Raw genomic sequence first — 13,557 nt, forward strand, 5'->3', positions numbered from 1 at the left:
ATGCTTTTCACTCAAACCAAGCTGCAAGGTTCTTACATTGTTGAGCCAGAAAAACTGGAAGATGGGCGTGGTTTTTTTGCTCGAACATGGTGCCAGCAGGAATTTAGTACTCTGGGGCTTGATGCTAACCTGGTTCAATGTAGCATTTCTTTCAATAACAAGAGGGGAACGCTACGCGGCATGCATTTACAAATTCCACCTTGTGCCGAAACAAAGTTAGTGAGATGTACGCAGGGAGGTATTTATGATGTCATTATCGATCTACGCTCCCACTCAAGCACGTATATGCAGTGGACTGCCGTTCACCTGACTGCTAAAAATCGAAAAGCCCTATACATTCCCAAAGGGTTTGCACATGGCTTTCAAACTTTGGCAGATAACACAGAAGTCTTTTATCAGATGTCTGATTTTTATCGCCCAGATTTTGCCCGTGGTTTCCGCTGGAACGATCCAAACTTCAAAATTCAATGGCCCGAGCCAGTTACTATTATATCAGTGCGCGATCGAGAATACGAAGACTTTGAACCAAGTTGGTTATAGCCAGCACATCTTTACTTTAATCTGACACGCGCCATAATGCAATTGCTAATTTCAGACGTTCACGATAAAGCAAGTTGGTATGAGTAGTATGAACATTTATGCGGAAGCACAGAATCTCCATCAACTTGGGTTGGAAATGTACGATCTGATCGCTAAACTATACCCCATTTGTCGGAGCATTACTGGCGATGGGGTTCGAAAATCACTGCATATCCTCCAAGAACTAATTCCACTAGTAATTCATGAAGTGCCAACGGGTACGCAAGTCTTTGACTGGACAGTTCCCAAAGAATGGAATGTTCGAGATGCTTACGTGAAGAATGACTTGGGCGAAAAAGTAATTGACTTCCAAGTATTAAATTTACATTTGCTAAACTACAGTACTCCAATTCATCGAAAGATGTCTTTATCTGAGTTAAAAGAACATCTGTTCACATTACCCGAACAACCCGATCTAGTACCATATCGTACTTCCTACTACAAAGAGAACTGGGGATTTTGCTTAAGTCATAATAGACTGAAGCAACTTGAAGATGGCGAGTACGAAGTATTCATTGATTCCTCGCTTGAAGATGGATACCTTACCTATGGTGAATACTATCTACCTGGAGAAATAGAAGATGAAGTTCTGTTTTCTTGCCATGTTTGTCATCCGTCATTGTGTAATGATAACCTCTCAGGTTTAGCTTTAGCGACTTTCTTGGCCAAATATCTTGGTTCGCAGCCAAATCGATACTCGTATCGACTTCTATTTATCCCTGGGACAATTGGCTCTATTACCTGGTTGAGTCTGAATGAATCTAAGACACATCACATAAAGCATGGTCTGGTAATATCTGGTGTAGGAGATGCAGGTGGCATGACCTACAAAAAGAGTCGTCGTAGCAATGCTGAAATTGATAGAGTAGTAGAACATGTTTTAAGCCACACTGAGCGGGAAAGCAAAATTGAAGAATTTTCTCCATACGGTTATGATGAGCGCCAATATTGCTCGCCAGGGTTTAACCTACCAATCGGACGTTTAACCAGAACGCCATTTGGGAAGTATGCAGAATACCACACATCAGCAGACAACCTGAAGTTTGTCAAACCTAGCTCTTTAGCAGATTCATTAGGAGTTTATCTAGAAGTTATTGACATTCTTGAAAGTAACAAAAGATATCTGAATATAAATTCAAAATGCGAGCCCCAATTAGGTAAACGAGGCTTGTACGGTAATTTTGGTGGCAAGCAAGATAAGAGGGCTGATGAGATGGAAATGTTATGGGTACTTAATCTCTCAGATGGAACCCACTCATTATTAGATATTGCTAATCGGGCTGGAATAAAATTTCAGGCAATTAAGGGTGCGGCGATCGCATTGAAAAAAGCTGCGCTATTACAAGAATGTTCAGAAGAAGTAGTCAGTAGAAATGCTATAGAAAAATAGTAAAAAAGCTGAAAAACAGTAGAGCTAAATGTGATTTTGATTTCTTAATATAAACAATCAAAGGAGCTTGAATATGAAGGTAGTTTTATTCTGCGGTGGTCTTGGCACGCGACTGAGAGAACATTCTGAAACAATTCCGAAGCCAATGGTTGAAATCGGTTGTCGCCCGATTATTTGGCACCTAATGCGGTACTATGCGCACTTTGGGCATAAGGACTTTATCCTATGTCTCGGTTACATGGGGAACTATATCAAGAACTATTTTCTTAACTATAATGAATGTTTCTCTAATAACTTTACCCTTTCTAAAGGTGGGAAAAACATTCAGCTCCATAACAGTGACATTGAAGATTGGACAATTACGTTTGTTGATACTGGACTTAACTCCAACATCGGTCAGCGACTTGTGGCTGTAAAGCCATATTTAGAAGGAGAAGAAGTTTTCTTAGCTAACTATGCAGATGGTTTAAGCGATCTCAACCTTGACGATTACCTCAATAACTTCCAGAGAAGAGGCAAAATTGCGAGTTTCCTCGCAGTACAACCATCACAATCTTTCCATGTGATTTCCTTGAGCGAAAATTCTCTAGTTCAAACTATTGAGCCGGTTGGCAACTCCGATCTCTGGATTAATGGTGGCTTTTTTGCCTTAAAGCAGGAAATTTTTGATTATATTCAGAACGGGGAAGAATTAGTTCTTGAGCCATTTCAGCGCCTAATTCGGAAAGAGCAATTGATTGCCTATCGAAATCCGGGGTTCTGGGCGTGTATGGATACGCTAAAGGAAAAGATGATGTTTGACGAGATGCATGCTAAAGGCAATACTCCATGGTCTGTTTGGGAAACTTCTAAATCTGCAACTGGTGAAATCCTAAAACCTCAACTCTCTGATATGCAGCAAAAGCATCTTTTAGGGGTAAAGAAATGAATCCTGAACCTCACCAGTAGCTGAAGTTCACTAAGCGACGTATACACTGCGTCTTCATCACCAATAATGCCCAGAGCATTTCATCGATGAAGCGCTCTAGTAGTGATTAAAGTAGTGCTTAAAGTCATCGCCAAAGAATCGGTATCTATACATGCTACCGATGTCTGTACTTCCAGAACTTGATATTTCAGAGGTCAGCCATGCCTAAGGTTAGCGTTGTTATTATTAACTATAACTACTCTCAGTATCTAGACGAACGCATTCAGAGTTTCCTAGGCCAAACCTATCGAGACTTTGAATTGCTTATTATTGATAATGGCTCAACGGATAACAGTGTTGATGTAATTCAGCAATACACAAAAGATCCCAGAGTTTCTGTAAAATATTACGATGAAAACGATTCACCCTTGAAACGTTGGAATGAAGGCGTAGAATCTACTCAAGGTGAATATGTGATGATCGCTGCTTCCGATGACAGTTGCGATCCTAGACTCCTGGAGAGGCTTGTTGAAAAACTGGATAATCACCCTTCTGTAGGCTTTGCCTATTCTCAATCTTGGGAAATTGACGATCGGGGCAACAGGCTGTATCTATCCAAACAGTTGATGGATCATCTCCATCCAGGTCTTTGGGATACAGATTTTGTTGCAAGTGGTCGAGAAATGTGCCAGCACATGCTGTTTCTCAATATAATTCGATTCTCTGGGATTGCACGGCGATCTGTTTTTGTCAGCGCTGGTAAGTTTGACACACAATTGCCATACGAAGCGGATTGGCTGCTCTGGTCAAAAATCTTGCTCGTTTCAGATCTCGCCTACGTTGCTGAGCCTTTAACTTTTGGTAGAACACATGCAAATTCACTCGGCAAAGTAGTAAAGAATGCATCAGTCCTTGAAGGAAGACTGATAGTCATTCACTATTTGCTATCTAACATTGAACCACCTGAACACTTCTGGGAAATAGTATATGTCCCAATCATAGCGTATTGGACAAGACTTATGTTATCGGGACAAGTTCCTCTCAACAAAAATCTAAGAATTTATGGTTTATTGAGAGTGATCGATCCTCATGTAAATTATCGGTTGGTTGAGAACCTTTATAGGGTTTCTACGAAAAAACTTGCATTACTCTATAAGATCTTCTCTAAAAAGCAAGAGGTTTCTACTTTAAAATAGTGAGATATACAATGAAAGTCCATGTCTTTTCAATGGCTCATAACGAGTCTCATTTAATTCCCTATTTTGTTCGTCATTATCAGAATTGCTTCCCCAATTGTGATATCACAATACTTGATAATGAGTCCACTGATGACACTGCAACCATTTGTAAAAACTTGGGCTGTGAAGTCATTCCTATTTTTTCAAATGGTTATGTCGATCAACTCCTTTCAGACATGAAGAATGAGCGGTGGAAAAATAGTCAGGCTGACTGGATAATCGCCTGCGATGTAGATGAATTCTTGCAGATTGACCAAGTGGAACTAGAAAGGCTAAATGATTCTGGAGTAACGATTTTACGGACTCAGGGCTTTGATATGGTTGGCAGCAACGGTAACCCTGATAAGATTACAGCCAAGTATCCAAATGATTGGTTTAGCAAGTCTGTATGTTTTAAGCGAACTGAAATCGAAAATATTAACTACACTCCGGGAGCACATCACTGTTATCCAACTGGGCATGTTCAGTGGAGTCCATCAGCTTATGCATTGTTTCACTACAAGTATCTTTCACCAAGCTTAACCTTCGAAAGAATTAAGCTGCGGTGCGATCGCACAAGTGATGATAATCGGAAAAAAGGAATTGCCTACGAGTATTTTGAGTTTAGTGAAATTAAGGTACGCAGAGAATTTGCTCGCGCACGACGGAAAGCCATCGGGTGGAGACTCCTCAGTAAAATTATCCCAAAAGATAAATATATTTTGGGGCATAAATTGATATCAAAAATACCGTAAAGAGGCTCAATGTTAGCTTTCTATAACATCTACTAGATGATTGCGATAAAAACATCTCTATGATTAATCTGTTAAATAATCGTCATCAAAATCCAATTCGCCAACTCCTTTGTCTAGGTGCCCACAGTGATGATGTTGAAATTGGGTGTGGTGGAACAATTCTCAAACTGATTGAAACTTATCCAGATATCAGTATTTATTGGATCGTTTTTGGTGCCGCCGACAAGCGCCAAGAAGAGGCTTTAGCCAGTGCCCATGCTTTTTTAAAAGACGTAGAACACAAAACTATCGTAGTCAAGGGGTTTCGCGATCGCTTCTTTCCGTACATCGGTGCAGACATCAAAAACTTCTTCGATCAGCTCAGTAAAGATGTCCAACCCGATTTGGTTTTGACTCACTATCGCCACGATCTGCATCAAGATCATAGAGTGATCTCTGACTTAACCTGGAACACGTTTCGCAATCACCTAATATTGGAATATGAGATCCCAAAATATGATGGTGATATGGGCATTCCAAATATTTTTGTCCATCTTAACGAGTCAATTTGCCAGAGAAAAATAAATTACTTGATGGAGTACTTTGCTACTCAGTCAAATAAGCATTGGTTTTCCAGCGATACTTTTCTATCAATCCTTAGACTGCGCGGTATCGAGTCAAATGCTCCTGACAAGTATGCAGAGGCATTTTATTGCCGAAAAGCTGTCTTAATTTGATGCACATGTTTGGGGATCCCCAACTAAAGAGTAGTGGTAGCCTATCTCAAAGAATCATAGTCTGTTTTTACGTTAATTAACTCAGAAATTCGGCAAATGCTTGCCAAGGAAGCTAATATGAAAATAGCCTGGGTAACTGCGTACGATGCGCAGGATCTTAACTCTTATGGCACGCGTGGCTATTATGAACCTAAATCTCTCCAGGATCAATCGATCCCAGTTGAATATATTGGGCCTCTCCAAACTCCAAAATTATACCAACCTTTCTTTTATATAAAGCGCCGCCTTCATCATAATCGTTTCATGAAACCAAGTGACAGACGGTGGTACTCTGTTGAAAGATCTCCTCTCATATTGAAAGAATATGCCCGTCAAATCTCCAGAAAACTATCTAAGCTGGGTGATATAGATATAGTATGTAGCGGCCCCACCCCTTGGTCTCAGCCAGTTGCCTACCTCGAATCAGATCTTCCAATTGTGATTTGGACAGATGGTGTCTTTGCCAGTGTAATAGATTTTTACCCTGCATTCTTTAGAAATGTAATATGTCAAGAGAGTATAGAGAATGGAATTGCTAATGAAAGATCGGCACTAAGCCGATGTAAGTTGCTTATTTATGCTTCAGAGTGGGCAGCTCAAAGTGCGATCGCGCATTACCAAATCGATCCTGCAATTATACGAATTGTTCCTTGGGGACCTAATTTTGAGTGTAATAACACTCTAGATGACATCAAAACAATAATAAATGCAAGATCTACTAATTGCTGTAAATTATTGTTTTTTGGGCTTGATTGGTCCAGAAAGCGCGGGGATATTGCGATCCAGGTAGTTAAGCAGCTAAATCAAGCTGGGGTAAACGCGGAACTAACTGTTATTGGCGACTATCCATATCTAGACGAATCTATTCCACATTTTATCAAGTTAACGGCTCCCATCGATAAGACTACTAAAGAAGGATTAGATAGGCTTTTTAAATTACTTGCTGAGTCTCATTTTCTAATTTTACCTACAATAGCTGATGCTAGTCCTTATGCTCTGCCTGAAGCCGGAGCCTTTGGCTTGCCTTGTTTAACTACGGATGTTGGTGGCATTCCTACTATGATTTTGGATGATTTAAATGGTAAGAAATTCCCAGTTAACGCAAGTATTGACGATTACTGTAGTTACATCTCAAATTTATTCGCTAATTACTCTCAATATAAAAAATTATCTTTATCTTCATTCAGCGAATATGAGACACGCCTAAATTGGTCAGTAGCTGGTAAAACAGTCAAAAAGCTATTAACAGATCTAATTTCTTGAAGGAAAGATATCTTCATGGCTCAATCGCCTAACTCAAAGTTAGAACCAAAATCCTGTCTAATCGCTTTATAGTCTGCCAGCAGTTAATTTCTTGTTAATCTTCTTATAACGCTCCCCAGAAATCGGGCAGGAGAATAAAACTATTAAAACACTGGAAAAGTTTAGGGTTAATCTTAATGTCGCCATACTGATTGCACTGAATCTTAACCACGCTTTTGGTAACTGCAATTACATTTTATATTAGCTAACAATACAAGTATGTTCACAACTCAAATGGAACCGCTATAGTGGTTTGCAATTTAATACTCAAATGTCTAAATCTCAATATTTGCTTTCGAGAAAAACTATTGGGCTATTAGGACTTTTTGTTATTGTCCTATGTATTTCCCTTTTAGCAAATAAAATTCCTCGAATCGCAACTAAAATTCTTCACTTACCGAGCGAAATACAAAGAATTGTCAAGTTTAATTTAAGCCCTAATATTGCTGTTACTTCTAGGGATAAAATTTCAATCCAACCCTTAACAGAGATGCGAGCTACTTCGGCAACTGGAGTGTTACGGGTTAATCCAACAAATCCACGCTACTTTACTGATGGTGGAGGTAAAGCTGTTTACCTGACTGGGTCGCACACATGGTCAAATTTGCAGGATAGTGGGGGTTCCCCCTTCCCCCCCAAGTTCGACTATGCTACCTATCTGGGTTTCTTACAGAAAAATAATCATAATTTTTTTCGTTTATGGACTTGGGAGACATCCGGTCCCTGGATACAAACAACCGTTAAAAATTACTGGTTCTATCCAATACCATATCAGCGTATTGGTTCCGATAAAGCGCTAGATGGAGAACCAAAATTTGATTTAACTCAATTTAATCAAGCCTACTTTGATAGGTTGCGCGAACGGGTTAAAGAAGCAGGCAATCGGGGAATTTACGTTTCCGTGATGCTTTTTAATGGTTGGAGTGTAGACAATGGGAAAGGGAATTTCCATAGTAGCAATCCTTGGAGAACACACCCTTTTAATAAAGCAAATAATATTAATGGAATTGATGGTGATTTCAATGGTGATAACAATGGAGAAGAAATTCACACATTGGTTTCACCTGCAGTAACAGCAATACAGGACGCATACGTTCGTAAAGTTATCGACACTGTGAATGATTTCGATAATGTCCTTTATGAGATCAGTAATGAAAGTAATAAGGATTCTCAGGATTGGCAATATCACATGACTACCTATATAAAAAACTATGAGAGAAGAAAACCTAAACAACATCCTGTTGGGATGACTGCATTTGACGAACTTAAGTCTAATTCACCTCTTTTTGATAGTCCCGCTGATTGGATATCTCCTATTGGAGATATTGACGAGCGTCCTGTTGCTAGCGGCAAGAAGGTAATTCTTGCAGATACAGATCATTTATGCGGAATTTGTGGGAATAACCCGCAGTGGGTATGGAAGAGCTTTACAAATGGAGAGAATCCAATTTTTATGGATGCTTATGATAATGCCTTTGTCTTAGGATCAACTTTGATAAATCAAGCACCACCAGATTCACTAAATTATAGTCCGTGGGTCGTGTTACGACGTTATTTAGGATACACTCTAACCTACGCCAATCGGATGAATTTGGCTGCAATGACCCCACAAGGCGATCTGGCATCTACGGGGTATTGTCTAGCTAACCCTGCGTCAAGTGGTGCGGAATATTTAGTTTACGCTCCCTCGGGTGGTAGAACGATCGTCGATCTATCAGCTACTAAGCATGAATTAGTAGCCGAATGGCTGAATCCAAGCACTGGCATAGTTACCAGTGGAATTAAAACGGCTGGAGGCGGCAATCGTTCATTTTTCCCTCCGTTTAGTGGAGAAGCAGTACTTTACATCAAAGATGCTTCCCCTACCTATTCACAGTCCTAGAGAGGGATATACTAATTAGATGAATTATCTATCTAGATTTTTGTATGTTATTCCTGCCCAAAAAGCAAAACTTATACTGATTGTATTTCTTTTTATCACAATCTCTGCATTGGACGCTCTAGGCATTGGTCTCGTCGGTCCATTTATTGCTTTAGCAGTAAAACCAGAAATGATTCAACACAATATCTGGTTATTCAACTTTCAAGAGTATTTGGGATTAAAGAGTGCCAAACATTTTATTGCCTTATTAGGACTATCAATTGTTGTAGTTTTTTACTTTAAATCATTTCTCTACTACCAAATACAGAATTATGTATTGAAGTTCTGCTATACTCAGCAGGTCTTGCTTCGCCTCAGGATGTTGCATACTTATCTATCGCTACCCTATACATTTTATCTAAAAACTAATTCCGCTCATGTAATTCAGAATATCTCCGGCGAGTCTGCAAATTTCACCTATTCGATTGCCATCCCACTTTTGAATTCGATTGCCAATGCTTTTGTTCTCATCGTTCTTTTATTGTTGCTGGTAAAGACAGACTTACTAGCTACAGTCAGTGTTTTAGGGCTTCTTTTAGTAGGCATTGCTCCATTTCACTATTTCAGGCACAAAGTCGCTCGTTGGGGTAAAGAAGGGCTAGAGGCAAATACTGAAACTATCAGGATTGTCAATCATGCAATTGGAGGATTAAAAGCAACAAAACTGATTGGATGCGAAGGCTTTTTTGAAAACCAATTAGTCGCTCAAGCCAATAAGTATGCAAGAGCAGCTAGCCTTTTTCATTCTTTTCAACAGCTCCCTCGAATTGTTATAGAAACTCTTTTAATTACGTTTGTTGTTGGGTTTGTTTCCCTATCTTTAATTTTTGTAGAGAGATCGGAAAACTTAGTTTCGGTTTTGAGTATTTTTGCAGTTGCTTCAATTCGCATAATACCATCAGCTAGCCAGCTTGTAACTTGTATGGGTGTGCTGAGAAATGCAAAGCCTACACTTGATAGACTCTATCTAGATTTGAAGGAATTAGAGAAACCAGATTCTGTGAGATATCTTGCAATGTCCCCTACCTCGACTTCAAGTGACATTTCCAGAAATCATAATATCGATAGCTTGAATATTGATAGAGTAGGAGGGTCTCAAGCTTTCACGGATCGCATAGCCATTGATAGAGTAAATTACTGTTACCCTGAAGCTTCTACAAATGCACTGAAAGATGTTGGCTTGACGATTCGAAAGGGGGAATCGATCGCTTTAATTGGTAAGTCAGGATCTGGCAAAACTACTCTCGTTGATGTTTTCTTAGGGTTATTGATTCCTCAGTCTGGTGATATTCAAGTTGATGGTTTGTCTATATACAACAATCTGCGATCCTGGCAAAATCTGATTGGCTACATACCTCAGTCCATTTTTCTAATGGATGACACTATTGAGAGAAATATTGCATTTGGCTTACCAGACAGTCAAATTGATAAGCAAAAACTCGATCGTGCGGTCAGAATGGCTCAACTCTCAGAGCTAGTAGAACAACTGCCAGATGGTCTGCAAACCTTTGTTGGAGAAAATGGAGTTCGTCTTTCTGGGGGGCAACGTCAAAGGATCGGCATCGCCAGAGCACTTTACCACGATCGCGAAATATTGGTGTTAGACGAGGCAACTTCTGCCTTGGATAATGAAACGGAAAGTTTGATTGGCGATGCACTGCGAGAATTAAGCGGTACTAAAACAACGATCGTGATTGCCCATCGTTTAACAACGGTAGAACATTGCGATCGCATTTATGAAATGAACAGTGGACGCATCGTTAGAAGTGGTAGCTATCAAGAAATTGTCATAGAAGGCCAAAACTACCAGAGTTAATGATACTGTAGCAGTACCTGCGTTCCCTTTTACTAAAACTTTGTGTAGATATTAATTCAAATACTTATTGTTCTATTAAAAGTAATGATGATTGATGCGCGATCGCTACCACCAGATGAAGTACTGGAAACACATGTTTGCATTATTGGGGCTGGGCCAGCAGGCATTACCTTAGCCCGAGAGTTTGCCAACCAGGATTTTCAGGTTTGTTTGCTAGAAAGTGGCGGATTGGAATTCGATCCGGAAGTTCAATCTTTGAGCGCTGGCACTGTAATTGGCGATCCTTATCCCGAGGTCAGTAGTACACGCCTTCGTCAATTTGGCGGTACTTCTCATACTTGGGAAGGGCAGAATGGTTATAAGGAATACGGCTTTCGGTGCTTGCCCCTCGATGAAATTGACTTCGAGCAGCGAGACTGGGTGCCTTATAGTGGCTGGCCTTTTACCAAGGCGCATCTAAATCCATTCTACGAGCGAGCGCATGAGGTTTGCCAAATAGGCCCTTATGCTTACGATCCTGAGGATTGGCAAGATCGACGAGCAAAGCCATTAGCTTTTAAGAGCGATCGCGTTACCACGTCCATGAGCCAATATGCTCCCCGCTATCCCTTTACGGAAGGGTATCGAGAGGAAATTAGGCGATCGCCAAATATCAAAACAATCCTTTATGCCAATGTAGTTGAAATCGTTACCGACGAAACAAGGCAAGCAGTCACGCGCTTGCGTATTGCCTCATTCCCAGATCGACAATTCTGGCTGAACGCCAAGGTATTTATTTTGGCTACAGGGGGACTAGAAAATGCCCGTTTAATGTTGGCTTCTAACCGCCAGCAACCAGCAGGATTGGGCAATCAAAACGATTTAGTGGGTCGATTCTTTATGGATCGCCCCATTTTAAGCTGTACGCTATTTCCGTACAGCCATAAACTACTGGAGCAAACTGCCCTGTACGATATTTATCGAACTAAGGGAGTTCCAGTTATGGCGAGAGTTCATCTCACAGAGGATTTGATGCGCCGCGAACGCCTTTTGAATAACGGTGCTCAAATCTTCCCTCGACCGTTACAACATCAACGGGAGGCTACTCTTGCCCTCCGTTCTCTAGTCTCTGCAATTCGCGAGCGCAAACCGCTTGAGGATTGGTTTAAGCATGTGAGTGTAGCACTGAAGGGCAGTGACTATATTATGGCATCAGGATTCTGGGCAGCAATCCGACAGTTGCCGACACTGCGACGCGGTGCCTGGTCTTACCTACCCTACGAAAAAAGACGGTTTTCTCAGTTTGAGATCTTCTATCAAATCGAACAAACTCCCGATCCTAATAACCGCGTGATGCTAAGTGCAGAGCGCGATCGCTTCGGTCAAAACAAAGTCGAGATTCACTGGCGTTTAAACGAGATAGACATTCAAAATGCCACTCGGGTACAGGAGATTTGGGCAGAAGAGTTTGACAAAGCAGGGCTGGGTGAATTGCAGTTTGCGCGGAAACGAGAAGATTGGAAATTAGAGAAACCTGCGATGCACCACCACATGGGCACCACCCGGATGCACGACAATCCCAAACAGGGAGTAGTTGATGCCAACTGTAAAGTTCATAACATTGCAAATCTATTCATAGCTGGTTGTTCTGTATTCCCCACCGCAGGGTATGCTAACCCCACACTTACAATTATTGCCTTATCTCTGAGACTAGCAGATCGTATCAAAACATTGATGCAATAACGAACTGCTTCTTCGATCCGACTTAACTTAATTGTGTAAACTCTAGCTTTCTAAAGTAAACGATAATGAAGATTGGTATTGTAGGAGCCAACGGATTTGTTGGCAATCGGGCTGTTGAAATACTTCATCTTGAAGGAAACGAAGTGCGCCCGATCGTAAGGTCTGCTGCCAGTATCGATCGCCTGACGCAAAAAAACTTAGACTGTCGCATTGCGGGTGCCTTCGATCGAGCTGCACTAGAAGCAGCATTTAAAGGCTGCGATGTTATAGTACACTCAATTTTAGGCAGTCCTGGATTGATTCGCGGTAGCATTGCCCCTGCCTATGAAGCTGCCCAGCGAGCTGGAGTTCGTCGCATTATCTACTTAAGCTCGATGATCGTCCATCGTTCTGCGCCAGCCGTCGGTACTACCGAAGCCAGCCCCTTTGTGGAAGATCAGCCTTTCCCTGCTCATTCTGCCAAAATCTATGCAGAGCGCAAACTATTGGAATTGCGAAAAAATGGTTCTGTAGAGGTTGTAATCTTTAGACCCGGAATTGTATTTGGACCGCGATCGAGATGGGTCATAGATCTGGCAAATCAACTTTCTCAGGGCACAGCATACTTTATCAATGAAGGTAAAGGCATTTGTAATAGCGTCTACATCGATAATCTCATTCATGCAATTCGATTAGCGATGACGGTGCCAGAAGCGGATGGGGAAGCATTTTTTGTGGGCGATCGCGAGCGTGTTACGTGGTTCGAGTTCTATCGTCCTTTTGCCGAAGCTTTTGGAGTCGATCCAACGCAAATTCCGCATCTGAATGCCCCTGAGTTTAACCATAGCTGGAAGCAACAAGTTAAGGATACACTTTGGAACTCACAAGTTGTGCAAAAAGTTTTAGCAGCAGTATCTGACGATCTGAAGCAAAAAATTAAGTCTGCAATTCCAAAACGGAATAAACGGACAATAGAGATAGAGCCATTTCAGCAAGCTGAGACTAAACCACAACCTGTAGTAACTGAAATGATGGCTGAATTACAACAGTCTCAGTACAAACTTCCCTTTAGCAAGGCAGAAAAAATATTAGGCTATGAACCCATCATTTCCTTCGACGAAGGTTGCCGTCGCTCTATAAAGTGGTTGGCAGAGACCAAACAATTCCATCAACTACTAAAGCTAGTTGAGATCGATTAATACTAGACCTCCTCT

At 41.0% G+C, this 13,557-nt stretch carries 11 protein-coding genes; all 11 read left to right on the top strand.

All coding sequences use genetic code 11. The features are described 5' to 3' along the window. Nucleotides 1-540, top strand: coding sequence for a dTDP-4-dehydrorhamnose 3,5-epimerase (gene rfbC / locus PSE6802_RS0124510; RefSeq protein WP_019502655.1), 540 nt, complete (start codon nucleotides 1-3; stop codon nucleotides 538-540). Between the two features lie 88 nt (nucleotides 541-628). Next, the gene (locus PSE6802_RS0124515) at nucleotides 629-1,969 is read left to right on the top strand and encodes a DUF4910 domain-containing protein (RefSeq protein WP_019502656.1); all 1,341 of its coding nucleotides are present in this window, start codon (nucleotides 629-631) and stop codon (nucleotides 1,967-1,969) included. A 73-nt stretch (nucleotides 1,970-2,042) separates the two neighbouring features. Continuing rightward, complete coding sequence (locus tag PSE6802_RS0124520) at nucleotides 2,043-2,897, top strand: glucose-1-phosphate cytidylyltransferase (protein WP_019502657.1); 855 nt, start codon at nucleotides 2,043-2,045, stop codon at nucleotides 2,895-2,897. 200 nt (nucleotides 2,898-3,097) lie between these two features. Next, entirely contained in the window at nucleotides 3,098-4,072 is a 975-nt protein-coding gene (locus PSE6802_RS0124525; protein WP_019502658.1) for a glycosyltransferase family 2 protein, read from the top strand. An 11-nt stretch (nucleotides 4,073-4,083) separates the two neighbouring features. Further along, nucleotides 4,084-4,848 carry a glycosyltransferase family 2 protein gene (locus PSE6802_RS0124530; protein ID WP_019502659.1) on the top strand — a complete coding sequence of 255 codons (765 nt, stop codon included), beginning with the start codon at nucleotides 4,084-4,086 and terminating at the stop codon, nucleotides 4,846-4,848. A 59-nt stretch (nucleotides 4,849-4,907) separates the two neighbouring features. After that, nucleotides 4,908-5,564: a PIG-L deacetylase family protein gene (locus PSE6802_RS0124535; RefSeq protein ID WP_019502660.1), complete on the top strand. Its 657-nt coding sequence runs from the start codon at nucleotides 4,908-4,910 to the stop codon at nucleotides 5,562-5,564. 96 nt (nucleotides 5,565-5,660) lie between these two features. Continuing rightward, nucleotides 5,661-6,866, top strand: coding sequence for a glycosyltransferase family 4 protein (locus PSE6802_RS0124540; protein WP_202950726.1), 1,206 nt, complete (start codon nucleotides 5,661-5,663; stop codon nucleotides 6,864-6,866). 310 nt (nucleotides 6,867-7,176) lie between these two features. Beyond that, nucleotides 7,177-8,787, top strand: coding sequence for a DUF6298 domain-containing protein (locus tag PSE6802_RS0124545; RefSeq protein WP_019502662.1), 1,611 nt, complete (start codon nucleotides 7,177-7,179; stop codon nucleotides 8,785-8,787). Between the two features lie 19 nt (nucleotides 8,788-8,806). Further along, the gene (locus tag PSE6802_RS0124550) at nucleotides 8,807-10,642 is read left to right on the top strand and encodes an ABC transporter ATP-binding protein (RefSeq protein WP_019502663.1); all 1,836 of its coding nucleotides are present in this window, start codon (nucleotides 8,807-8,809) and stop codon (nucleotides 10,640-10,642) included. Nucleotides 10,643-10,726: 84 nt separating this feature from the next. Next, nucleotides 10,727-12,364, top strand: coding sequence for a GMC oxidoreductase (locus PSE6802_RS0124555; RefSeq protein WP_026103538.1), 1,638 nt, complete (start codon nucleotides 10,727-10,729; stop codon nucleotides 12,362-12,364). A 65-nt stretch (nucleotides 12,365-12,429) separates the two neighbouring features. Continuing rightward, the gene (locus tag PSE6802_RS0124560) at nucleotides 12,430-13,542 is read left to right on the top strand and encodes an NAD-dependent epimerase/dehydratase family protein (RefSeq protein WP_019502665.1); all 1,113 of its coding nucleotides are present in this window, start codon (nucleotides 12,430-12,432) and stop codon (nucleotides 13,540-13,542) included. Nucleotides 13,543-13,557: the final 15 nt, after the last annotated feature.

Source organism: Pseudanabaena sp. PCC 6802, assembly GCF_000332175.1.
GTDB lineage: Bacteria > Cyanobacteriota > Cyanobacteriia > Pseudanabaenales > Pseudanabaenaceae > PCC-6802.

Bases quoted from the DNA above. Each gene is read 5' to 3' on its own strand.
- PSE6802_RS0124525 (WP_019502658.1), top strand. From the start codon at position 3,098: ATGCCTAAGGTTAGCGTTGTTATTATTAACTATAACTACTCTCAGTAT.
- PSE6802_RS0124535 (WP_019502660.1), top strand. From the start codon at position 4,908: ATGATTAATCTGTTAAATAATCGTCATCAAAATCCAATTCGCCAACTC.
- PSE6802_RS0124560 (WP_019502665.1), top strand. From the start codon at position 12,430: ATGAAGATTGGTATTGTAGGAGCCAACGGATTTGTTGGCAATCGGGCT.
- PSE6802_RS0124520 (WP_019502657.1), top strand. From the start codon at position 2,043: ATGAAGGTAGTTTTATTCTGCGGTGGTCTTGGCACGCGACTGAGAGAA.
- PSE6802_RS0124550 (WP_019502663.1), top strand. From the start codon at position 8,807: ATGAATTATCTATCTAGATTTTTGTATGTTATTCCTGCCCAAAAAGCA.
- PSE6802_RS0124545 (WP_019502662.1), top strand. From the start codon at position 7,177: ATGTCTAAATCTCAATATTTGCTTTCGAGAAAAACTATTGGGCTATTA.
- rfbC (WP_019502655.1), top strand. From the start codon at position 1: ATGCTTTTCACTCAAACCAAGCTGCAAGGTTCTTACATTGTTGAGCCA.
- PSE6802_RS0124540 (WP_202950726.1), top strand. From the start codon at position 5,661: ATGCTTGCCAAGGAAGCTAATATGAAAATAGCCTGGGTAACTGCGTAC.
- PSE6802_RS0124515 (WP_019502656.1), top strand. From the start codon at position 629: ATGAACATTTATGCGGAAGCACAGAATCTCCATCAACTTGGGTTGGAA.
- PSE6802_RS0124555 (WP_026103538.1), top strand. From the start codon at position 10,727: ATGATGATTGATGCGCGATCGCTACCACCAGATGAAGTACTGGAAACA.
- PSE6802_RS0124530 (WP_019502659.1), top strand. From the start codon at position 4,084: ATGAAAGTCCATGTCTTTTCAATGGCTCATAACGAGTCTCATTTAATT.